The sequence below is a fragment of the Ruminococcus sp. HUN007 genome (assembly GCF_000712055.1).
GTDB lineage: Bacteria > Bacillota > Clostridia > Oscillospirales > Ruminococcaceae > HUN007.
The window spans coordinates 293,176-316,151 of the sequence record NZ_JOOA01000002.1 but is presented as its reverse complement, the minus strand read 5'-3'; the positions used below and the strand labels follow the sequence as shown (position 1 = coordinate 316,151).

Here is a 22,976-nt window from a genome sequence, read left to right as displayed (position 1 = left end):
TAAACGCCATTTGTATGTTAAAATTATAGTATAAGTTCACACCTGTAAACGGAGGTAAAGTTAAATGAAAAAATTAAGGACAAAGCTAATGTCTGTATGTGCAGTATGCTTCGCCGTGATACTCACATATTTACTGCCGCTTTTCAGTGTTCAGACTGCACCGGTTCATGTTTCAGCAGTATCTGCAGATTATCCGGCACAGCTTATGAACATTGTTTCAGCAGAAAATGACGGAATTGTACTCAGCGAAACAGGAACTTCAGACAGTTCACCACTTGCGGCAAATGAACTCGGAAACAATCTTTCATGTTCATGGCGTTTCGATTTTGTCGGTACAGACCAGAACGGATCATTTTTCAAAATCTGCAACGCAGAATCCGGAAGAATTATAACCCCTGACAAATATACCGTTAAGAACGGTACAGGAGTTATCGTATACGGAAGTGAGTCAGAAAAGTGTCAGCACTGGTATGTGATCCCTGTAAACAAGGATCGTCTCGGAAACGGATTCAATTACAAGATCGTAAACTACAATGACACATCTCTTGCACTCACACGTACAGCTTCAGGTATCACTCTTACAGGATACACCGGCGATATTTCACAGCACTGGCTCCTTAACTGCGACGGACTTCAGGGCTTTGCCGGCTTCTGCTACAACGACAACACAGGTAAGGCTAAAGCAAGTGATATCGGCGGACTTTTCGGTAAGACAGTTGAAGCTTCATCCTTTGATGAACTCAAGAAATATGCAACTTCAGACGAACCGCTAACAATCGTCATCACAAAGGAGATCAAAGTATCAAATCTTGATCTTAACGGCCAGAGATATATGTGCAAGGCCGGACGTATTTACGTTCACAGCAACAAGACTATTATAGGAAGCTACGGTGCTCACAAGACATTCAACGTCCAGTTCTGCACTTCTTCAAACAGCGGTGTCGGTAATAATATCATTATTAAAAACCTTGAAATGGGTCACGATGCGGAATCAAATCATAATGACTCTATCGTCTGCTACTTTGGTTCAGGACAGAATATCTGGGTTGACCATGTTACATTTACCGGTCACAGCAATCACGGTAAAGCACCTAAGACAGGGCAGGTCGATGAGGACAAATTCCTTGCATGCTGCTATGACGCAGACTACTGTACAGTTTCAGACTGTTCATTCGGAGAACACAAATACGGTCTTATCCTTGGTTATCCGGATGATAATGCAGGCAACAAATCAAAATACGGCGGATTCCCGCGCATGTCACTCATCTCAAACAGCTTTAACGGATGTGAAACAAGAGGTCCCGGACTTATGAGATGGGGTTACTTCCACTCACTTAACAACTATGTAAATAAATTCAGCATGGCATATACAGTAATCTCTGACTGTGATATTTTCGCTGAAAACTGTGTTTATGAAAACGGCGGAAATGTTATCTGCGACTGGGATAAGGTTTCAATTGTCGGCCACTACACAGAAACAGGTTCAACTTTCGGAAACTGCAAGAGAACAAAGCAGGGCGGCGACAGCAACAGTACTGCAACAGGCACATCATGGAAGCCGGGTACAAATTACAGATACAAGGCGCTTGCTGCAAATCAGGTCAAGGGATACTGCCAGTCATCTTCCGCAGCACAGTCTCAGGCAGGAAATATGAATTATCTCAGATATGCTCAGAAGGGCGTTCCGAGTGCAGGTTTTACTGCTCAGCCATCAGCACCTTTTGCTCAGCCGGTGACAGAACCTCCTGTTACAACAGTGGTTACAACTGAAGCTACAACCACAGAAGCTGTAACGACAACAGAGGCTGTTACCACAGTAGTAACAACCGTGACAACTCCTGAAGAAACTACTGTTCCTGTAACAACAGTTCCTGAACCTGTTATCACAAAGGGCGACATCAATGAAGACGGTTCAGTAAACAGTACAGATCTGATAATTCTTCAGAAAGAGATCCTCGGAATTGCAGACGACGGATACAAAGTAAACTTTACAGCAGCTGATGCGAACGACGACGGAAAGATCAATATAGTAGACTATATTCTTCTCAGATCAAAGCTTGCTGCATAAATAAAATACCGCCTTCCGGTTTCTTAATAGAATCCCGGCAGGCGGTATTTTTTTGTTTATTTTCAGTCGAGATAATTCTCATTTGCTTCATCTGCAGGAACCCTGGCAGTAACAATGATGTCACGCTGATAGGTAGGAGAATATCCGGTGAGTTCAGCGATGACGATGCCTTCGGATTTATCATATCTTGCTGAAACAAATGCATGAGGTTCAAATGTGCTTATGTCAGGAGTATCAGGATCTTCTGATGAAGCATAGTCACGCCAGTTCCAGCCAATCACCTGTTCGATTCCGAGTCTTTCGTACGAATTCGGATCAAAGAAATAAAGCTTGTTTTCCTTGTCGGAGTAGCTCCAGAGATCTATACCGAAATTGCGCTTGTTTGATTCAGGATTATACTGTCTTACTGTACCGTAGTTTGAGCGAAGAGAATTGCACTCGTGGTTTTCTCTTCCCATAAAGCCGTGGTCGTAAAGAGTTTCAAGTTCTCGGTTCATCTGTATGAGTTCATCATCGCTGTAGAAACGTGAAGTGTCAAAACGAAGATGAATATAATTAAATCCGCAGTTCGGACAGGTCTCAATTGAAGACTGAGTGTACATTTCATAATTTCTGTCCGCTGTCTCTGAGACTACGCCGTTCATTGAACGGTAATGGGATGCGATCATGTCACCGCAGTAGCTCAGGTTAAGATCTTCACTGTTATATCTTACAACAGCGTAGTCACCGTCATCAGTCGGAACAAGAAAATAATCGAGAGTGAACATTTCCGGAGCACCCTCAGGAAGAAATGACGGATCACCGTGATATTCTTTGTAGACTGCAGATGTAAGTTCCTGTTCCCAGTCAGCGCCGTTATAGAAAAGGTCTGTAATGCTGTTTATTTTTGTTCTGGTTGAAAGCTCGTAATTGAGCGTAACGGCGTGGTCCACAGTATATCGTTCTCTTGTTTTTGAGGAGATTGCTGTATCCGCCGGCGAGATCAGTTCCGTACGGCTCATAATAGCCATATTCAAGCATTACGGAAAGAAAACCGTTTCTGATGATCACATCGGCCATTATACCGCCTGCCTGTGCTACGTTTCTGGAGTGGGAACGTGAAGCTTCATATGCAAATTCTTCGCCGTAGTCTGCCTTAAGCTTTTTCGATGCCTCTTTAATATCAGAGTTTATCGTATCTTCAAATTCCTTGTCATCAAGAAAAGACAACTGATAAAATCCGTCTCTGACAGTAAGAAAACTTTCGTAGTCCGAAACAGTTGAATATTTTGCGTCATCAGTCTGTTCAGGTTTTACTTTTACCGTACTCAGATCAGGAAGTTTTTCCTCCGGTTCAGTAACGGCCGGTTCTGTAATTTCTGCTTTTTCTGTAACTGTTACAGCTGCACCGGTGACTGCAGTATCTGTACTGCCATCAGGCTTTACAACGATCTCCTGATTTGATGAGCAGCTGCTGAGTGACAGCGAAGCTGTGATAAGCAGTGTGGACGCCAGTAAACAGGATACGTGTTTCTTAATAAAACTCATATTTGCCTCTTTCATAGAAAAATAGTATTGCTTGTCGTATAGTAGTGATTACATAGAAATCGCCAAAACTTATTACACACATATTAATTGTAACACAATGAAGAGCGGTTTTCAAGACTACAAAAAAATAAAGCTGTGAGAACTTTTATTCAGCTCTCACAGCTTTTTTATCAGATTTTACTGTACCGTGTTCAGATCAGTAATTTCTCAGTGTGAAAATTTACCGGAAATATGACCGTATGAAATAATATTTCCGACTTCACCTGATGAGGTTTTGTCAAGTGACTTTGCAAGTGTTTCAATGCCTGCGTTTTCATCATCAAAATTACCCTGCATTGATGAAACAGGATCCTTTAATGCAAAAACATAGATCTGATAGGTATGTGTGCCTGACGGCGGATACGGACCTACATATTCGTTTCTCTTTGCATAGCCCTGCTTAAGACTTGTTTCTTTTATGCCGTTCGATTTCCAGTGCATCCAGTTGCCGGCAGATGTGTCGATCATGTATATCGCATAGCATGAAGCGTTTTCGACAGGAGCCCATGAAAGTTCAGGGGAGGCATTCTTTCCTCTGGATGTGTTTGAAATTACGTCATCCCATACACCTCCGTTTAGATTCTTCGATGTAACTGCAAACTTTGCTGCTGTTTTTATACTGAAAGGTTTTGCTGCAGAAACGGCTGTAGTTGTAACTGCCTGTGTTGTTACCCCTGGTGCTGTAACTGCTGCAGCTGACACTGTTGTGACCGCTGCTGTGGTTGTCGTTTCAGATTTTACTGTTGTTACAGGTGCTGTAGTTGTAATCTCAGTTCCGGAAGCAGTTACAGGCTGTGTAACTTTTGTAACAGCAGGTGCAGTTACAGCAGGCGTAGTTGTAACTGCAGGTGTTTCCGGTTTTCCGGATACATTGTTATCGTGTTTTATTTTGTTTTCATTTGCGTATTTTTCTGCATATGATCCCTTAGGGCAGTGGATCGTCAGAGAATCCTTGCTGTGGTCGAAAGCACCTTTGTGTATTGAAGTGATGCTTGCCGGAAGAGTAACGTTTTTAAGAGTTTTACAGTATGCGAATGAACCGTACTCAAGAGTTTCACAGCCTTCACTGATATATACGTCAGTGAGTGATTCACAGTATTCAAAGGCATCCACGCCGATCGACTTTACACTGCCCGGAATGATAATGCTCTTAAGCTGTTTGCAGTACTGGAAAGCTCTCGCACCGATCTCTGTTGTTCCTTCCGGGATGGTAAATTCGCTGAATTTTCCGTATTCATATGCTCCCGGCACTATCATCTTTGATCTGTCGGCAGGTACGTAAGTTACAGGTTTGAAATCATACGGAGTATCTGCCCATGATTCTGAGGCCTGCTTACTGTTTTTTGCAATTTTTTCGCTGTCAGTATTCTTTCCCTTTGCGCTTTCGGAAAGATGTATTTTAAGTTTCGGGCAGTTTGCAAAAATATTTAGCTGTCCTTCTGAAAGATCAGCAGAAAGCTTTATTGTAGAAGGAAGATTAACGTCCTTTAATGAAGGGCAGCTCCATGTAAGTGAGTCTCCGATATGTTCAACGCCTTCAGCAATATCAAGAAACTCCAGAGCATCACAGCTCCAGAAAGCACTGTCTCCAACCTTCTTTACTGTTCCCGGAATGTATACAGCTACTATATTCCTGTTGCTCCAGAAAGCACGTTCGGCGATCTCTGTTACTGTTTCAGGTATTTTTACGATTTCGTCCGTTCCGTTATATTTTAAAAGTACACCGTTCTTTATTTCAAAATCACTTGTTTCAGGTTTTGCTTCAGGAACGATCTTTGTTTTAAGATCGATGAAATCGATAATATTGATCTTTCCGTCACCGTTCATATCAAGTGAGGAGATATCAGTGTTAGCTGAGGCGCCTGTTAAATATTTCAGTGCTGAAAGAAGATCGGTGGAATTGACCTTTCCGTCACCGTTGATATCACCCTTTGTCTTTGCGGCAAATGTCTGATCCGGTACGGAAGAAACGGCTGCCGAAAGTAAACATGCTGATAAGATTGCTGCAGTTAATTTTTTCATTATAAAATGCTCCTATTCATAAATAATATTAAAATTATAGCACTGTGAACAGTCAATGTCAATTGAATTGGAGCGTTTTCAGAAGGTATGATAAAAGTAGTGACATTTGTCACTGTTACAGGAAAGTGTTGATTTATTAAAATTCAGATAAGGGACTGATTAGGTTTATTATAATATTATTATGCGAAGTTTACAAAAAGGTTAAAATATCGGCGACAATATTGATTAATATTCCATGCTGTGATATACTGAAAACATAAATTTTGAAATTATAGTAAACGAATAAATATTTTTGCGTTTACTGTAATTCTGACGTCATATTATAAGGAGAACAAACACTATGAAGTACACAAAGATCATTGCTGCTATTAGTGCTTTAATTATGCTCACATCATGCACAGCAGGCGGCACAGGGGGAGCAGGGGAAAGCAAGGCTGGCAATTCGTCGAACCAGAACGCCGCGGGCCAGACTGAAACATCAAAGGAAGAAGCTGCAGAACCGGATTACAGTAACTTATGCATGCAGCGTTTATCTATCCGGACTGTAAGTCAGGATCCGAAAGTCATGGATTTTGTTACAGTTCCTATTGCCAGATTCGTTTCAGATATTATGATTACATATACTCCGGGATTTAAGATTCCCAAGGAACCATATTACGAAGCATGCACTGTGACTCTTCGTGATCCTGACGGAAGTATCCTGGTTGACGGAGCACAGGCTGATGTAAAGGTTCGCGGTAACTGGACCACGACCTATGATAAAAAGCCGTTAAGGATCAGGTTTAATGAAAAGCAGAGCATGGGCGACCTTAACGACGGAAATGCTTTCAGAAACTGGGTACTGCTTGCCGAGTATAAAGATGCTTCAATGCTCCGTAACAAAGCAGCTTTAAGCATGGCGCGTGAAATCTGCGAAAGTGATGGACTGTACGCATCGGACGCAGAGTTCGTTGAAGTAGATATCAACGGGGAATACTGGGGTGTATATCTTCTTGCTGAATTGCAGCAGGTCAATGAAAATCGTGTTAATATAAATGATCCGGAGAAAGATTATCAGGGAACAGATATAGGCTATTTCCTTGAATATGACAACAATTATTATGCCGAAGATGAAAGCAAAACGTTCGTTGTAGATTACGCAGACAATGCACCGCTAAAATCTTTTAACGGAGATAAAACAGGTAAGAGTATCACAGTCATTCCGAAACCGGATGGTGTAATTATTGAAGCTGGTGACTTTATCGGCATGACCATAAAAAGTGATATTTATTCACAGAAACAGCGTGATTTTATTGCAGACTACATCAATAATGTGTACAGGATCATGTACAGTGCTTCATATGAAAACAAGGCATATGTGTTTAATGATGACTATACTAAGATCACTGAGAGCTCAGACATCACTCCTGAGGAAGCGGTTAAAAAAGTTGTGGATCTGAACTCGCTTGCTGATATGTACATTATCAGTGAGCTTACATGTGATGCTGATGTTGCCATAGCAAGCTTTTTTATGGATGTGGATTTCAGTGCAGACGGAGACAAAATACTGCATTTTGAGGCACCGTGGGATTTTGACTCTGCAATGGGTAACAAAGACCGCTGTGCTGATGGTACAGGATTCTATGCTGCAAGTGCCGTACCGGATGTAAATGCCAATGATTCACTTGGAATTGACGCACAGTATGAAACGATAAATCCATGGCTTGCAGTTCTGATGCCTCAGTCATGGTACACCGATATTATCAGAGAAAAGTGGACTAAAGCTTATGATGACGGCGTTTTCGAACGTGGATTAAAGCTTATTGAGAATGATAAAGCTGAATACAAAACAGCTTTTGAAAACAACTATAAAAAGTGGGGGAATATCGGGAAAAAGCTTCCTTCCGGTGAAGAAGTTCCATATATAGATGAGATTCATAGTAAAGCAATAAAATGTAAAACAGAAGAGGAAGCTGCAGATTATCTTCACGGATGGCTTGAAAATAGAGTTAAGTTTTTAAACGACTACTGGCATAAATAATAAGGAATCGCTGATTTATTGATCACTTCTATAAAAATAACCGGTCTTCTGAAAAGGTTAAGCCTTTCGGAAGACCGGTTGTATTTTTACGTCTTATATCTGTTGATATCAGCCCTTTGAAGGAATGTAAGGAATAATAGATCCTGCAAACTGAGATATTGGCATTGTCTGGAGCCAGATGCGGCCAGGGCCGGTAAGCTTTGTATTGAATAAGCCTTCACCGCCGAAGAGTGCATTGCCGATGCCCTTTACCTGATCGATGCTGATGGAAACTGTTGCGTCCATAGCTGCGAGGTATCCTGTATCTACGAGCATTGTCTGACCTGCTTCAAGTGTGTATTCAACTACGCTTCCGTCAATTTCAAGGAATACCTTTCCGTTTCCTGTGAACTTCTGAAGAATGAAGCCTTCACCGCCGAAAAGTCCGGCACCGAGTTTCTTCTGGAAGAATGTTTCGAAAGCAACACCTGTTTCAGATGCAAGATAAGAACCCTTCTGACCAACGATAGTATTGCCGTTTGAAATATCAAATTCGAGAATGTTTCCCGGACAGCTTGCACCGAATGTGATCATGCCGTCTGTTTTTTCAGCAGTATAAGTGTTGTGAAAAATTGACTCACCTGAAAGAGCACGTGTAAACATTTTACCGAGACCGCCTTCAGTGCCTGTCTGCATTTTCATGTTTTCTGTCATCCATACCATTGCGCCCTTCTGACAGTTCATTGATTCTCCTGCAGATAATTCGCAGGAAACAACCGGGAACGGTGCGCCTGTAATAGTGTAGTTCATAAATATACCTCCTGTTGTGTAAAAAAATTATAATTAGAGTATAGTACAAATTAAACTATTTGTCAATAGTATTTTTAGAAAATAATATGCGTAATAACTGAACAGTGTCCATGAATAAGAGCTCTTACGCATTGACTTAAAGGGTACAATCTGTTATAATTTAATGAATCGGAAGATGCTTTTTAAGTTTCAGACCGACTGCATATTTATGAAGATCCGGTGCGATAGTTCGTCCGGCCTTCAGAGGGGATAATTATAATGACTGATTTTCTTGTTAAAAGATTTGTAAAAGACTATGAAAAAACAGATGATATAAAAGTACGTGAGAAATACGGTATGCTCAGCAGTATTACCGGTATAGTCTGCAACATACTGCTGTTTGTTATAAAATACCTTGTGGGATTCCTCACTTCATCAATTGCCATCATATCAGATGCTTTCAACAACCTTTCCGACAGTGCAAGCTGTATAATTACCATGATCGGCTATAAAGCGGCAGCCAAACCGTCAGACAAGGATCATCCTTTCGGACACGGAAGAGTCGAATATCTTACTTCCCTTGTGATTTCTTTTATCATTCTTCTGGTTGGATTTGAACTTCTGAGAAATTCTTTTTTAAAGCTTTTTGATCCTGAAGAACTTAAGTTTACCTGGGGTGCGGTGTTATCTCTTGTGGCTTCCATCGGGGTCAAACTATGGATGTCTGTGTTTAACAGAAAACTTGGCACAGAGATCAATTCCTCAGTTATGCTCGCTACTTCTGAGGACAGCAGAAATGACGTTGTTTCTACTCTGGCTGCTCTTATCGGTCTGATATCCACATTGTTTACAAAGCTTCCTGTTGATGCAGTGATGGGTATTCTGGTTTCTCTGTTTATCATAAAAGGCGGTTACGGCATCGTTAAAGAGACCGTTGATCACCTTATCGGAAAACCGGCAGATCCGGCTCTGGTCAAAAAGATAAACGACATGCTCATGGAAAAGGAAAAAATAATCGGCGTGCATGATCTGATAGTGCACGATTACGGTCCGGGTAATATGCTCGCAAGCTGTCACGCAGAGGTAAGCAGCAAAGAAAACATTGTTATAATCCATGAACTTATCGATGCATGTGAGCGTGATATTTTCGATGAGCTTGGAATAATCATGACGATCCATACCGATCCGGTCGATGTTGACAATGAACAGGTGAATGCACTTCGCCAGCGTATGAATGTCACTGTAAAAAGCATCGATGATCGTATGAGTATCCACGATTTCCGTATTACATCGGGTGAATGCGACATCAATATGATCTTTGACGTGGTTGTCCCGTTTGACCTTGCACTTACCAATGATGAGATAAAGAAAAAAAATAGATTCTGTTTTTGAAGGAGACGATGTTAAATACCACACCGTTATAACCTTCGACAGAACCTATATTGAATCATAAAACAAACCCCGCAGTTCCGCTGATGAAACTGCGGGGTTATTTTTTTATGGATACGCTGATTTATTCATAAATCAGCGTGGGGCTCCGGGGCGAAGTCCCTCAAATCCCACCTTCGGAAATCCGGCGAAGCCGGATTTCCGATTTGATCAGTGTTCCTTAGTTTCCGGAAGTTATTTTTTTACGGTACTCTTCTGCAGCTTTTTCCTGCTTGTTGTTTCCGAATCGATAGTAGACTCTGTCCTTGATATTGTCCGGAAGATACTGCTGTTTAACGTAGTGATTAACGTAATTGTGAGGGTATTTATATCCGGTTGCGTTTCCGAGCTTTTCAGCTCCGGCGTAATGACCGTCTTTAAGATAAGCCGGAATGTCACCGTAGCTGCAGTGCCTTACATCGTTCAGTGCTTCGTCAATGGCGCAGATGGCACTGTTGGATTTAGGCGAGGTACACATAAGGATCACTGCTTCAGCAAGAGGAATACGTGCTTCGGGCATTCCGAGCTGCAGTGCGGAATCGACACATGCCTTGACGATCGAAATCGCAGCAGGATAGGCAAGCCCCACATCTTCAGCGGCGATTACGAGGAGTCTTCGTGTCGCTGAAATAAGATCACCGGCTTCAAGCAGTCTTGCGAGGTAATGCAGTGCTGCATTTTCGTCAGATCCGCGTATGGATTTCTGAAGTGCGGAAAGAATGTTGTAGTGCTGTGAACCGTCACGGTCGTAGTTCATGTTGCTGCGCTGAGCCAGAAGCTTAACGCTTTCGAGAGTAACAGTTATCCCTTTTTCGTCCGCATCTCCGGAAAGTACGCTTAGTTCTGCAGTGTTCATTGATTTTCTTACATCTCCGCCGCAGGAAAATGCTATGTGTTCTATAACGCCGTCTTCAACGGTTATAGTATATCCGTTTTCCTCTTCAAGTACTCTGAATGCGCGTTCAACAGCTCTGGCGATATCTTCAGCGTTTACAGGTTTGAATTCAAAAACGGTTGAGCGGCTTATAACGGCGTTGAATACTGCAAAGTACGGGTTTTCAGTGGTTGAGGCAATAAGCGTTATCTGTCCGTTTTCTATGTATTCAAGAAGGCTCTGCTGCTGCTTTTTGTTAAGGTACTGGATCTCGTCGAGATAGAGCAGAACGCCGTTGCATCCGTCAAAAGTGTTGGTTTCAGCTATGACCTGACGTATATCATCCGTTGAAGCTGATGTACCGTTGAGCTTGAACAGGGGACATGTTTGTGCTTTCTGCAATTATTCTGGCAACAGTGGTTTTGCCGGTACCCGAAGGACCGTAGAATATCATATTCGGGATCCGTCCGCTGTCGATTATCCGGCGGAGCGGCTTTCCTTCGGAAAGAAGATGCTTCTGTCCGACAACATCATCGAGTGTTTTTGGTCTTATTCTGTCTGCTAAAGGTGAAGCCATTGATCATTCCTCTTTATCATATAAAAATATTCAGGGACTTCATAGGTAAAGTCCCTGAATAAGAAATTTATCTGTTATGAAAACGCTGATATTATATCAGTGCTTTCCTTTTCTCTGACAGCTATTATTCGTAGAGAGGGTACTTCTTGCAGATAGCATTTACGCCTTCTCTGATCTTGTCTGCATTGTTTTCGAAATCTGTTGCAGCAAGGTAGATGAATTCAGCGATCTGCTTCATGTCGTCTTCCTTAAGACCACGTGTTGTAACTGCAGGTGTACCGATTCTTACGCCGCTTGTAACGAACGGGCTCTGAGGATCGTTAGGAACTGCATTCTTGTTAACTGTGATGAATACTTCATCGAGTCTGTGTTCGAGTTCCTTGCCTGTGATGTTGAATGACTGGAGGTCAACGAGCATAAGGTGGTTGTCTGTACCGCCTGATACAAGGTTGAATCCCTTTGCCATGAGAGCATCAGCAAGTGCCTTTGCATTCTTAACTACCTGAGTTTCATATTCTTTGAAGCTGTCCTTGAGTGCTTCGCCGAAGCATACTGCCTTACCAGCGATAACGTGCATTAGAGGACCGCCCTGAATGCCAGGGAAGATTGCCTTGTTGATCTTCTTTGCGAGTTCTTCGTTGTTTGTAAGGATAAGACCGCCTCTTGGCCCTCTGAGAGTCTTGTGAGTTGTTGTTGTTACGATATCTGCATACGGTACAGGTGACTGGTGACATCCGGCAGCAACAAGACCTGCAATGTGAGCCATGTCAACCATGAATAATGCGCCTACAGACTTAGCAATGTTTGAGATTCTTTCGAAGTCGATTGCTCTTGGATAAGCTGAAGCACCTGCAACGATAAGCTTTGGCTTGTTTTCCTTAGCGAGCTTTTCAATCTCGTCGTAGTTGATCCTGCCGTCATCACCGAGGCCGTAAGGAATGAAGTTGAAGTACTTTCCTGAAAGGTTTACCGGTGAACCGTGTGTGAGGTGTCCGCCGTGTGCAAGGCTCATACCGAGAACAGTGTCGCCTGGTTCGAGAACAGCAAAGTAAACAGCTGTGTTAGCCTGTGCGCCCGAGTGCGCCTGAACGTTTGCATATTCAGCGCCGAAGAGTTTCTTTGCTCTTTCAATAGCGATGTTTTCAACTATATCAACGTATTCGCATCCGCCGTAGTAACGCTTGCCAGGATAACCTTCAGCATACTTGTTTGTAAGAACAGAACCCATAGCAGCCATTACTTCAGGTGAAACGATGTTCTCACTTGCGATGAGTTCGAGGTTTCTTCTCTGACGGCCGAGTTCCTTGTTCATAGCCTCAGCTACTTCAGGGTCGCTCTTTGCAACGAATCCGATTGAGTCCATTAAATTACTGTACATTATTACGATCTCCTTTTAAGAAAAATTAGATATTTCTATTATATACTATTAGCACCTAAAATTCAAGTAATGTCTGTGACTTTTTTTAATTTGGGAATTTGTATTGAAATGAGTTAAAAAAAATGTTATAATAAAAAAGAGTTTTTTAATTCTGAAAGGGTGTTAATAATGTTTGTATCAGAAAATCTAAGTGTAAATGAAAAAGGTAATCTCGCGATAAACGGTCACGATACCGTTGATCTCGCTAAGAAGTACGGCACACCTCTTTATGTAATGGATGAAGACATGATAAGAACTCACTGCCGTACATATATAGACAGTATAAACAGGTTCTACGACGGAAAGGGCATGGCATGCTTTGCAAGCAAGGCTTTCTCGTGCAAGGAAATCTACCGTGTTATGCAGCAGGAAGGCATGGGCATCGATGTCGTTTCCGCAGGAGAGATCTATACAGCATACAAGGCTGGCTTTGATATGAGCAAAGCTGTTTTCCACGGAAACAACAAGACTGAAGAGGAAATAAACATGGCGGCAGATCTCGGCATCGGCCGAATCGTTGCTGACAACGTATTTGAACTTGATACCCTTGAAAGGATCGCAAAGGAAAAGGGAAAGAAGTTCCGCGTTCTTCTCAGGATCAAGCCGGGTGTTGACGCACATACACACAGCTTTATCAGTACCGGACAGATCGACTCAAAGTTCGGTTTTGCTCTTGAAACAGGAGAAGCTTTTGAAGCCGTAAAGAAAACAATGTCACTTGAAAACCTCGATTTTGCAGGAATTCACTGTCACATCGGCTCAAGCATCCTCGACACACAGGGATTTGTTGCAGCGGCTGAGATCATGATGAAGTTCATCAAGCAGATAAAGGACGAAACAGGATTCGAGATCCCTGAACTCAACCTTGGCGGCGGCTTCGGCATAAAGTACGTTGAAGGTGACGATCCGCTCCCTTATGACGAATACATGAAGGCCGTTGCAGAAGTTGTAAATTCATTCTGCGAAAAGAATGATGTTAAGAGACCGTTTATACTTATCGAACCGGGCCGTTCAGTAGTCGGTTCCGCAGGTATCACACTTTACACATGCGGCGGCAGAAAGATTATTCCGAACATAAGAACATACGTTTCCATTGACGGAGGCATGTGTGACAACCCGAGATATATCCTTTATCAGGCAGAGTACGATGCAGTTGTGGCAAACAAGGCTTCTCTTCCTAAGGACGAAAAGGTTACAATTGCCGGCAGATGCTGCGAAACAGGCGATATGATCGGTGAAAACATGCCGCTTCAGCACTGTGAGCCTGGTGACATCATTGCAGTCTGCGCTACAGGTGCCTATAACTATGCGATGTCATCACACTACAACAGACTCCGCAAGCCTGCAGTTGTATTTGTAAACTCCTCATCAGACAGGATCGTGGTTCAGAGAGAATCTCTCGACGATATCATAAAGAACGATATCTGATAAGGAAGCGTCAGTATGAACGAATGTGAGACATGCGCCTATTACTCATATGATGAGGAATGGGATTCATATGTTTGTGAAATGGACCTTGATGAAGACGAATACTGTCGTCTTATCGAAGGACATTACAGAAAATGTCCGTATTACAGAGACGGCGATGAATACAAAATCGCCCGTAAGCAGTGAAAGTGTTTTCTGTATCCGTGATTATGAAAAGAGGTATAAGGATAATGAAAAACAGAATGAAATATTCAGGTATCGCTGCAGCGGCAGCTGTCGCTCTGGTACCTTTTATGGCCGGTAATTCTCCGGAAGTAAAGGCTGCATCAGAAGCTGATGTTATTGCTGCTGCAAGAGCTGCCGGATTTCCGGAAACGTACGTTCAGCAGGGGGCAAATTACCTTCAGGGAACTGAATACACTCCGGAACAGTATGATAAAATGGTTTCAGCTATCCTTGGGTATACAGGCAGGACTGATGAAGCGATAAGACAGTATCTCGGTGAGGATGCCGTTCCCGATTCATCATCAGAAGAAAATCAGGCTGCGGAAGAACAGACACCTGAAGTACAGAATGACGGTTCCGCATCACCGGAAGCAGGAAATACTGAAAATGCACAGCCGGCGGCAGAATCCGGAGAAAACCACGAAAATGCGGCTCCGGCAAAGGAAACAAAAACAGACTTTTCTAAAATGACTGAAGAAGAAAAGGATGAATACATTAAAAACATGCCTCAGGCTGAAAAGAACCAGATTCTCAAGAATCTTGACAAGGAAAAGCAGATGGAGATCATAAACAGTATGATCGATGCAAGTTCAGCGCTTGGCATGAACGTTTCCGTTGACAGTTTTTCCAAGGATAAGATCGAATACAGCATACGCGATGACAAAGGCGGAGTTGTTGACATATCTTCGATCGGTGTTATCGTGGATGATACAGGTATAAACTATACAGGTCTTTATATTGCTGCAGCCGGAGTTGTTCTCGTTTCAGCTGCAGGGCTTATCATTATGTCACGTTCACTTCGCGGCGACAGGTCAAAGGAGCTCTGATATGGCGGAAACAAAACAGAAAAAAGAAAAGTACACTCCGCTTCCTGTCGTGATCATCACACCGTTCCTTATTTTCGCAATCTGCACTGCGGTAACTGTTGTGCTCGGAATTACTCCGTACAACAAATTCCAGACTTATCTTCACGTTTCATTCAGTGATTCAATGAAAAACACAACTTCAGCGGCTGACAGTATAGTTGTAAGCAAGGACATCAATACCTATGAACTGAAGGGTGATGTTAAAACAAGCAGTGAAGGCAAGGCTGTCATCCCCTCATTCGGTCAGCAGTATGCGATGCTTTCATGCGAATCAATTAACCTTTATGTCCCTGTTTACTGGGGAAGCAGCGAGGAGCTTCTGAAAAACGGAGCATGTCAGCTTACTGCTTCAGCAGTTATAGGTGAAAAGGGAAATTCTGTGATAGATGCTCATGTAAATACTTTCTTTGCCGACCTTAACAAAATGAAGGAAGGCGATGAAGTTAAGATCAATACTTCATACGGTGAATTTACCTACAGGGTAAAGGAATTTGCAACATTCGAAAAAACAGATAAAAAAATACATTTCACAGGATAAAACAGACAAGCTCACACTTTATACATGTGTTAAACAGGTGCTCGGATCATCCACACAGCGTTATGCTGTTATATGTGAGCCTGTCGATTCGAAATACTATAACTGAGGTGTGAAATGTATAAATTAAGAAATTATATTCTATGCGTTTTTACTGCAATACTTCTGTTCTTTGCGGCGTTTGCAGCTGAAGGTGCATTTGTTCTGAAGTTTTATGCTCTTGAACCGGCGACATACAAGCATATTCTTCTTGTCAGCGGTTCATATGACAAAGCCTATAATGAAATAAAAAAGCAGTTTGAAAATGAAGAGAATGCCACCGGTATTCCAGTTTCGGTGTATACCGATACGATTACCCCGGATTATGTTTCTTCGCTGATCGATGATCAGATCGATCTTGCATTTGAACGTATAAACGGAAATGCACAGACTGTCGAAAGTTCAGCATCTGATGAAAAGCTTTCAGATCTCAGAACCGCACTTGAAAAATTTTTCGATGACTATGCAAAGTCCATTAACTACACAAGGGATGATGCCTATTATGAAAAAAATCGATTCTGTTTATGCCTCAGCATCAGAAAAAATAGCAGATACAGTCGATGTTTTTCAGATGCGCAAGATCGAGAAGGCAGGATTTATGAATCTTGCTGCTAAAACGGCCCGTTATTCAGATATGCTCTTTATCGGTTCGTTCGCTTTAGCCGGTCTTCTTGTTCTTATTCTTCTGATTGCCAATATTAAAGGTTTTTCAGGCTTTTTCTACTGGATCAGTATTCCGTTCGGATCAGTGTCCTTACTTATTCTTGCCGGTGGTATCTGGCTCAAGCAGTCAGAATATTTCAATCGTTTTGCTATCAAAGCACAGCACATATATTCTGCGATCACAGGTGCGTGCTATTATTATACTGATGTGCTGCTCATGATAAATGCAGCTATGCTTGTATTTTCAATTATTTCAATGATTATTTTCTGGGTAGCAGGAAGAAAAAAAGTATCAGTACAGTGATCATATCTGACCGGAAAGGTCGCTGTTTTCTGAGCTTTTTGTTTTCTTAGAGAGGGATTATTATGTTTACAGGGAAGAGAATTGCATTGTTTGCCGGACAGGCTGATGAATCGTATCAGAGCCGTTTTATTACCGGTTTTCTGAGATCTGCATTCGCATCAGGTTTTGATGTCTGCGTTTTTTCAATGTATCTTAAATATCAGGATACAGCTGAACGTGAAATGGGAGATTCAAATATTTTTTCTCTTATGAATCCGGACAAATTCGATGCTGCTGTTATACTTAAGGACAGTATTCAGACGGAAAATGCGGCTTATGATCTTGAGTGCGCACTGAAGAACAATTTTGATAAGCCGGTGCTGGTAATTGAAAAAGAAAGTGAACTGTTTCCGTGGATCTGTACCAGCTGTCACTCTGCTGTATTTGATCTTGTGACTCATCTTATTAAGGAGCACGGATGCAGAGACATAGCTTTTCTTGCAGGGAAAAAGTATCACAAGCATTCTATAGAACGATATAATGCCTATTGTGATGCCATGAAGGCATCAGGGCTGGAAGTCAGAAAGGACAGGCTTGTTTACGGCGATTTCTGGTATCAGAGCGGGGAAGTCTGCACTGAAGATCTGTTTTCTGCCGGAAAAGAGTTTCCCGATGCTGTTGTATGCGCCAATGACCAGATGGCTATCGGACTGTGCAAGGCTCTGAACGAACGGGGCATACGTGTGCCTGAAGATGTTGCCGTAGTCGGTTACGATTCCACTCTTGAAGGCCGTACCAGTCCGAAACCTGTTACTTCAGCAATGATACCTGCTGAACGTTTCGGTGAATATGCGTTTGAGTATCTGTTCAGTATGATGAATAACAGCGCTGCTCCTGAACCTTTTGTTTCCGGTTCGGAGCTGGTCATCGGTGAAAGCTGTGGATGTTCCTGCTGTCCTGTTGACAGGAAAAACATGTTTAAACGTGACGAATGGGCTACAGATATTTCCGAGGAACGTTATGCTTCCGTCTTCAATACGATAGATGAAGACCTTATATCCCAGATCTCGCTTCCTGATTTTCTGAATACCGTTTATTCATATGTGTACCAGCTCAGAAACGCAGAGGAATTTCATCTTTGTCTTCCGGTGGAATGGAAAAACATGGGACAGGGAGTCCGCGTCCGCAACAGAGGGTATTCAAGTAAGATGATACATGCAATTCGCTACTGTTCTGACAGAAAAAACAATATTGTAGGCACTGAGGATGTTTTCAGTATTGAAGAAATGCTTCCTGATCTGTATGAAAGTCATGAAAATCCTGTTGCTTTCTTTTTTACTCCTTTGTTTTTCGGGGAGGAATGCTTTGGCTATGCTGCGGTAAGTTACGGCAGCACTCCGCGAAGCTACGATGACACATACCGTCGCTGGACCGGATCAGTGATCAGGGGATTCGAGTGTCTGAGACGTGAAATAATCATGCAGCAGATGCAGGAACAGATCGACCATATAAAAAGCAGTAAATTCAGTGTTTCCAACCGTGCCTATGAAAATCTTAATACTGATGAAAAAAATCAGTATCATCTTGTTTCAAAAATACTTGATGACAATCTGCTCGATTATTATTTTCAGCCTATTGTCAGCGCATCTGACGGAAGTGTTTATGCTTATGAGGCGCTTATGCGCTCACGTACTGATGAAAAAGTTTCACCGCTTAATATTATTAAATACGCTGCCATGCAGGACAGGCTGTCTGATGTCGAACGTGCAACTTTTCTTAATGTTATCAGACTGATAGACGTTAATGATTCTGCGATTGGAAAAGCAAGAATATTTATTAACAGTATACCCGGAGTAGGTCTGGGAGAGGAGACGCTTGCGGAGCTTGACAGCCATCTTGCTTCCCATTCCGATAAAGTCGTTATTGAGCTTACCGAAGAAGCGGAACTTAAGGACTCAGAGCTTGAAAATCTGAAGTCGTATTTTGAGAAACTTCATTTGAATATCGCTATTGATGATTACGGAACCGGTTATTCGAATGTCAGCAATCTTCTCAGATACATGCCTGATTTCGTCAAAATTGACCGTTCGCTTCTCAGTGACATACATGAATACACACAGAAGCAGCACTTTGTCCGTGAGATCATTGATTTCTGTCACGATAACGGCATCAAGGCACTTGCCGAAGGCATTGAAACTTCCGACGAACTGAGAACAGTTATTCATCTTGGAGCCGATCTCATTCAGGGATACTATACTGCACGCCCGTCCGCCTCGCTCATCGGTGAGATAGATAAAAAGGTACGCGGTGAGATAATGCACTATTATCAGGAACGTATTGACGGCAACTCGAAACGGATTTATATTGCTGGAAAAACCAACCGTGTTTCTCTGGCCAATCTTGTTAAGGACGGCTGTACTGATATTATTATCGGGCATGACGATATGGTCTACAAGGATATTTCCATTATCGGAACGCCTCAGATGAAAACAGACCTGCACATACTGATAGAGCCGGGATACAAGGGATGTATCACGCTCGAGGATGTTTATTTTTCAAATATCAAAAACAGACCTGCTATCGATATCAGTTCCAACTCCAATGTAACACTCGTTCTTGTCGGTTCAAACACTCTGTACAGGGCAGGAATCAGGGTACCGGAATCATCAAGGCTTCTTGTTGAGGGAAACGGTTCACTGAGTATCGATCTCGACTCTGCTGAATCATATGCAATCGGTAATGATCTTAATTCTGCTCACGGTGAGATAGTATTCGGTCAGGACGGTCTCATCAGAATAAAAAGCCGTGGCAAGGCTGGTGTCTGTATCGGTTCCGGACTTGGCGGCATAATTCGTATCAACCGGGGCGAGTATAATTTTGATATTGACACGGAAAGCATTGTCTGTATCGGTTCTGTCAGCGGCGCTGTTGATCTTAATATCACAACATGCCGTATCGATGCAGAGGTTGCAGCAGCTGTAGGCGCTTTTATAGGCTCGCTTGAAGGTGATGCCTCAGTTTCGATCGTCAAGAGTTCAGTAAGCCTGTACGATCACGGGGAAACGCTGGTTGCTATCGGTTCGCTCAGAGGATCCGTGGCTTCGCTGAAGACAAGGTTTATCAGCCTTACGCTCAATGTTATGGCTGATGCATCAACTGTTCTCGGCGCTCTTAACGGAAGTACGTTCCTTAATATTTCTGATACACATCTGAAAGTGGATGCTGCCGGACAGAATGCACTCGTATTCGGCGGCTATAATGAAGATTCAAACGTTATTCTCTGCAATTCAGACATTAACATAAAGATAAGAACGTCTCTCGGAAAAGAAACGATGGCAGATGACAGAAATGTTAAAATCTCGAACAGCAGATTCAGGCTGATAATTAACGGTCAGGAAGCTGAACGAGACGGAAATATAAGTTATGACTAAATGAAGGTAACACAGATCTTCTCTATAAAAAATATCAGCCTGCTCTGACAGGCTGATATTTTTAGGAAAACACTGATTAAGCCAGCAATCCGGCTTCGCCGGATTGCTGGGGCGGGGAGATTACGGGGCTTCGCCCCGAACCCCACGCTGATTTATGAATAAATCAGCGTTTTCTTAGGAAAACGCTGATCAGTGAAAGATAAATCTGAATGAAGGGCAAGTTATGAATATTGATGTTATAAGGGCTGAAGAAACATGGCAGCAGGCTGGTGCCTACTATGTACGTATTCAGGGAATGGCGCGTCAGCACGGCATTACACTGCGTCGGGAGTTTGATGAGCATGATACACCGGAAACAAAATATATCGTTCTCACCGATTCTGATTTTCCGGTAGCCACCTGCCGTTTATATCCGCTTGATGCATCTTCTGCCATGATAGGCAGGGTGGTGGTGCTCCCGGAATACCGCGGCAGAGGCCTTGGCAGAGAAGTTGTTCTTGAAGCAGAAAAATGGCTTTCTGAACTTGGATATACCAAAGCAGTTATAGAGAGCCGTGACGTTGCAGTTGATTTCTACAGGAAACTCGGCTACATCGTTACAGACCAAAACATCATCCACGGTGTTACATTTGACTGTATTCGTATGGAAAAGGAACTTAAAGAATAGCCGATTTGTCCGGCAGAATAAAATAAACGCCTTACGGATTATTACCGGAGGGCGTTTGCTTTTAAGGAAAGTAATGAAATGTAACGAAGAAGACATAAACAGTAGAATGAAATGACAGGAGTAATATAAAATGAAGATATGTAAAGCACATTACAAAGATAAAAACCACGATGCTGTCATCGACATTATTAATACAGAAGGGGAATACAGTAGTGATCCACTTTCATTTACCCTGGACGGCATCACTTTTAAAGGTTCGACAATTGCAGATTTTCAGGTTACTGATGGTGACGCTGAAAAAGCATCTGAGAAATTCTATATTATGAAAGCGGGCGGATTCATTTCAGGAGACTCGGTGGTTCCGTACTGGTATACGCTTCTGAGATACTCTCTTGATGTCGAAATACCAGTTACAGTATTTCGAAGAAGCGATAGCAGTGATCTGCTGGGAATGATCAGAGTTTCATTTGAATATACGGAACATGATCATAGTAAAACACAGTGTTTGTATTATTGCGATGACGAGAGAGTATATCACGACGATGTCACTGTGAATGAGTTTTCTCTGAAGATAGGCGGGAAGAAGTTTGATAGTTCAAAGAAGACATTGTATTTTGAATCTGCATTAATGGATCTGCAGAGACAGATATCTCCGGAATATTATCTGAAATGTTGTTTTACCTGCCAGTATTCAGACTATTCGCCATACGGCTGCGATGATTACGGCTGCATGCTCTGTTACCGTAAGCAAAAGGATTCATATCTGAAAGTGAACAGCAAAGATGAGTATTTTGAATATCTTACAGATGATTATGAAATAAGGCAGGAAACATATCTTTGCGGAGAATACGATCCAAGAACAAGATGTGAAGGCTACCGCGGATATGTTGATGGCATCAGTCATACAAAATAAGGAAAAATATATGAATAATCAATACAAAAAAACACCAACCAAAATGACCGCAAAAGATGTTGTTAAAGGTTTACTTGTATTTGCGATTGTTGGTTTTTTAAGATATGGACTTTATGAACTTAGCGTGAAAACAAATTCACCGTTAGTTATCATGTTGGATATTATAAATTACAGTGGATTTGCATCCGTTTGTCAGATCTATATATTGGCTTTTCTGTTTAATTTTAAAACATGGAACATAGAGTTAAGGATAAAGCCTTGTATCATTTTAGCAGCAATAATCATTGGCATTTCGCTGCTCTTAAGCTTATTTCATATGTCTGATCGATATGGTAATATCGAAGTTGATAATGAAAAACCTTCAAGACTTCAGTACTGTTGTCTTCTTTTTTCTGATGCAGTAAATAAAAATACTGTTTCAGTAAAAATGAATTCTGAAGATCTTGGAATGAAAGTGCACTTTTATTCGCCACCTTCAAGAGGAGGTGGCAGAAATTATAATGTAAGTTATTTTTCCTTTGAGGGCTATAGCACTTTGCTGTATGAAGATACAGCTGAAGAATATGTTCGTGCATGCAGAAAAATTGGAAAAGATATTGAAATTGAATATTATATAAAATCTGGAATCATAAAAACGATTGACGGAATCAATCTTTATGATGAGGAAAGATTTGATAAAGCTATTTATGATATCGAAAAAGTCGCAGCCAGAATGCAGAATACAGAAGAGATTATCAAAGACCTGAAAGATGAAAAATCTCGTATTTTATTCAGAGTGTTTTTCAAATCTGAAGGGCAGGATTACAAGGGATTAATGGCTGACCTTAAATGGTTAAATGTTGATTATACATACAGCACGGTATATATCAGCACAAAGTATTTTGAAACTGGCCAGGTCGCGTTCTTTGACAATATAGACCATGTTGTATATGTAGTGCGTGATAAAGATGCCGAAGAAATGAAAGTGGTCCCGTCACTCCCGCATAACGGCACACTTTCTGAAATAACAAAGATCCTTGATGAAAACGGGATCAAATGGACTTTCGACTGTTTCGGTAGTTTCGGAAAAGATAAGGAAGATTTAGACCATTCACACGATACTTTAAAAACAATCCAGTGCAGTCCCGGTACACCGATACCCGAAGACTTTGTTTTCTGGTTTTCGGTGGATCATGTGGGTTAATAA

Annotated in this window: 18 protein-coding genes and 1 pseudogene; 13 read left to right on the top strand and 6 right to left on the bottom strand. The window is 42.0% G+C overall.

Going from position 1 to position 22,976, the window contains the following annotated elements:
• Positions 1-64 precede the first annotated feature (64 nt).
• Positions 65-2,068, top strand: a complete 2,004-nt coding sequence (locus CC97_RS05460; RefSeq protein WP_044974161.1) for a dockerin type I domain-containing protein — start codon at positions 65-67, stop codon at positions 2,066-2,068.
• A 62-nt stretch (positions 2,069-2,130) separates the two neighbouring features.
• Here CC97_RS05460 and CC97_RS05455 read toward each other — a convergent pair whose 3' ends face one another.
• The 3 genes from CC97_RS05455 to CC97_RS19500 all read right to left on the bottom strand — a co-directional run bounded on the left by CC97_RS05455 (position 2,131) and on the right by CC97_RS19500 (position 5,656).
• Positions 2,131-3,000, bottom strand: a complete 870-nt coding sequence (locus CC97_RS05455; RefSeq protein WP_044974160.1) for a hypothetical protein — start codon at positions 2,998-3,000, stop codon at positions 2,131-2,133.
• Positions 2,924-3,595, bottom strand: coding sequence for a hypothetical protein (locus CC97_RS05450; protein WP_044974159.1), 672 nt, complete (start codon positions 3,593-3,595; stop codon positions 2,924-2,926). The genes CC97_RS05455 and CC97_RS05450 overlap by 77 nt, the downstream gene beginning before the upstream one ends.
• A 207-nt stretch (positions 3,596-3,802) precedes the next feature.
• Entirely contained in the window at positions 3,803-5,656 is a 1,854-nt protein-coding gene (locus CC97_RS19500; protein WP_081850001.1) for a leucine-rich repeat protein, read from the bottom strand.
• Positions 5,657-5,996: 340 nt separating this feature from the next.
• Between CC97_RS19500 and CC97_RS05440 the strand changes: the two genes are divergently transcribed.
• Complete coding sequence (locus CC97_RS05440) at positions 5,997-7,676, top strand: CotH kinase family protein (protein WP_044974158.1); 1,680 nt, start codon at positions 5,997-5,999, stop codon at positions 7,674-7,676.
• Positions 7,677-7,784: 108 nt separating this feature from the next.
• Here the strand turns inward: CC97_RS05440 and CC97_RS05435 are convergent, their stop codons facing one another.
• A complete protein-coding gene (locus tag CC97_RS05435; protein WP_044974157.1) occupies positions 7,785-8,465 on the bottom strand; it encodes a TIGR00266 family protein in 681 nt (226 codons plus the stop codon).
• Between the two features lie 258 nt (positions 8,466-8,723).
• Between CC97_RS05435 and CC97_RS05430 the strand changes: the two genes are divergently transcribed.
• Positions 8,724-9,836 carry a cation diffusion facilitator family transporter gene (locus tag CC97_RS05430; RefSeq protein ID WP_044974156.1) on the top strand — a complete coding sequence of 371 codons (1,113 nt, stop codon included), beginning with the start codon at positions 8,724-8,726 and terminating at the stop codon, positions 9,834-9,836.
• Positions 9,837-10,053: 217 nt separating this feature from the next.
• Here CC97_RS05430 and CC97_RS05425 read toward each other — a convergent pair.
• Together CC97_RS05425 and glyA are read right to left on the bottom strand one after the other, a co-directional pair.
• Positions 10,054-11,323, bottom strand: a pseudogene (locus tag CC97_RS05425) (replication-associated recombination protein A).
• Positions 11,324-11,447: 124 nt separating this feature from the next.
• On the bottom strand, positions 11,448-12,701 hold the full coding sequence (glyA, locus tag CC97_RS05420) for a serine hydroxymethyltransferase (protein WP_044974155.1): 1,254 nt from the start codon (positions 12,699-12,701) through the stop codon (positions 11,448-11,450).
• Positions 12,702-12,869: 168 nt separating this feature from the next.
• Here glyA and lysA point away from each other — a divergent pair, with 168 nt between their 5' ends.
• The 10 genes from lysA to CC97_RS05375 all read left to right on the top strand — a co-directional run bounded on the left by lysA (position 12,870) and on the right by CC97_RS05375 (position 22,973).
• A complete protein-coding gene (gene lysA / locus CC97_RS05415; protein WP_044974154.1) occupies positions 12,870-14,168 on the top strand; it encodes a diaminopimelate decarboxylase in 1,299 nt (432 codons plus the stop codon).
• A 15-nt stretch (positions 14,169-14,183) separates the two neighbouring features.
• The gene (locus CC97_RS20470) at positions 14,184-14,354 is read left to right on the top strand and encodes a DUF6472 family protein (protein WP_197021827.1); all 171 of its coding nucleotides are present in this window, start codon (positions 14,184-14,186) and stop codon (positions 14,352-14,354) included.
• A gap of 44 nt (positions 14,355-14,398) precedes the next feature.
• Positions 14,399-15,220: a hypothetical protein gene (locus tag CC97_RS05410; RefSeq protein ID WP_044974153.1), complete on the top strand. Its 822-nt coding sequence runs from the start codon at positions 14,399-14,401 to the stop codon at positions 15,218-15,220.
• A gap of 1 nt (position 15,221) precedes the next feature.
• Positions 15,222-15,797, top strand: coding sequence for a class D sortase (locus CC97_RS05405; protein ID WP_049962708.1), 576 nt, complete (start codon positions 15,222-15,224; stop codon positions 15,795-15,797).
• 114 nt (positions 15,798-15,911) lie between these two features.
• Positions 15,912-16,448: a hypothetical protein gene (locus tag CC97_RS05400; RefSeq protein ID WP_044974152.1), complete on the top strand. Its 537-nt coding sequence runs from the start codon at positions 15,912-15,914 to the stop codon at positions 16,446-16,448.
• On the top strand, positions 16,432-16,800 hold the full coding sequence (locus CC97_RS05395; protein ID WP_044974151.1) for a hypothetical protein: 369 nt from the start codon (positions 16,432-16,434) through the stop codon (positions 16,798-16,800). Before CC97_RS05400 ends, CC97_RS05395 begins: the two co-directional genes overlap by 17 nt.
• Before the next feature lie 62 nt (positions 16,801-16,862).
• Positions 16,863-20,210: an EAL domain-containing protein gene (locus tag CC97_RS18640; protein WP_049962707.1), complete on the top strand. Its 3,348-nt coding sequence runs from the start codon at positions 16,863-16,865 to the stop codon at positions 20,208-20,210.
• A gap of 223 nt (positions 20,211-20,433) precedes the next feature.
• Complete coding sequence (locus tag CC97_RS05385; protein WP_044974150.1) at positions 20,434-20,877, top strand: GNAT family N-acetyltransferase; 444 nt, start codon at positions 20,434-20,436, stop codon at positions 20,875-20,877.
• 130 nt (positions 20,878-21,007) lie between these two features.
• A complete protein-coding gene (locus CC97_RS05380; RefSeq protein WP_044974149.1) occupies positions 21,008-21,790 on the top strand; it encodes a DUF6304 family protein in 783 nt (260 codons plus the stop codon).
• A gap of 10 nt (positions 21,791-21,800) precedes the next feature.
• Positions 21,801-22,973: a hypothetical protein gene (locus tag CC97_RS05375; RefSeq protein ID WP_156036781.1), complete on the top strand. Its 1,173-nt coding sequence runs from the start codon at positions 21,801-21,803 to the stop codon at positions 22,971-22,973.
• Positions 22,974-22,976 lie beyond the last annotated feature (3 nt).

Bases quoted from the DNA above. Each gene is read 5' to 3' on its own strand.
- CC97_RS05440 (WP_044974158.1), top strand. From the start codon at position 5,997: ATGAAGTACACAAAGATCATTGCTGCTATTAGTGCTTTAATTATGCTC.
- lysA (WP_044974154.1), top strand. From the start codon at position 12,870: ATGTTTGTATCAGAAAATCTAAGTGTAAATGAAAAAGGTAATCTCGCG.
- CC97_RS05430 (WP_044974156.1), top strand. From the start codon at position 8,724: ATGACTGATTTTCTTGTTAAAAGATTTGTAAAAGACTATGAAAAAACA.
- CC97_RS05460 (WP_044974161.1), top strand. From the start codon at position 65: ATGAAAAAATTAAGGACAAAGCTAATGTCTGTATGTGCAGTATGCTTC.
- CC97_RS19500 (WP_081850001.1), bottom strand. From the start codon at position 5,656: ATGAAAAAATTAACTGCAGCAATCTTATCAGCATGTTTACTTTCGGCA.
- CC97_RS20470 (WP_197021827.1), top strand. From the start codon at position 14,184: ATGAACGAATGTGAGACATGCGCCTATTACTCATATGATGAGGAATGG.
- CC97_RS18640 (WP_049962707.1), top strand. From the start codon at position 16,863: ATGTTTACAGGGAAGAGAATTGCATTGTTTGCCGGACAGGCTGATGAA.
- CC97_RS05375 (WP_156036781.1), top strand. From the start codon at position 21,801: ATGAATAATCAATACAAAAAAACACCAACCAAAATGACCGCAAAAGAT.
- CC97_RS05380 (WP_044974149.1), top strand. From the start codon at position 21,008: ATGAAGATATGTAAAGCACATTACAAAGATAAAAACCACGATGCTGTC.
- CC97_RS05450 (WP_044974159.1), bottom strand. From the start codon at position 3,595: ATGAGTTTTATTAAGAAACACGTATCCTGTTTACTGGCGTCCACACTG.
- CC97_RS05395 (WP_044974151.1), top strand. From the start codon at position 16,432: ATGAATCTTGCTGCTAAAACGGCCCGTTATTCAGATATGCTCTTTATC.
- CC97_RS05385 (WP_044974150.1), top strand. From the start codon at position 20,434: ATGAATATTGATGTTATAAGGGCTGAAGAAACATGGCAGCAGGCTGGT.
- CC97_RS05410 (WP_044974153.1), top strand. From the start codon at position 14,399: ATGAAAAACAGAATGAAATATTCAGGTATCGCTGCAGCGGCAGCTGTC.
- glyA (WP_044974155.1), bottom strand. From the start codon at position 12,701: ATGTACAGTAATTTAATGGACTCAATCGGATTCGTTGCAAAGAGCGAC.
- CC97_RS05405 (WP_049962708.1), top strand. From the start codon at position 15,222: ATGGCGGAAACAAAACAGAAAAAAGAAAAGTACACTCCGCTTCCTGTC.
- CC97_RS05400 (WP_044974152.1), top strand. From the start codon at position 15,912: ATGTATAAATTAAGAAATTATATTCTATGCGTTTTTACTGCAATACTT.
- CC97_RS05435 (WP_044974157.1), bottom strand. From the start codon at position 8,465: ATGAACTACACTATTACAGGCGCACCGTTCCCGGTTGTTTCCTGCGAA.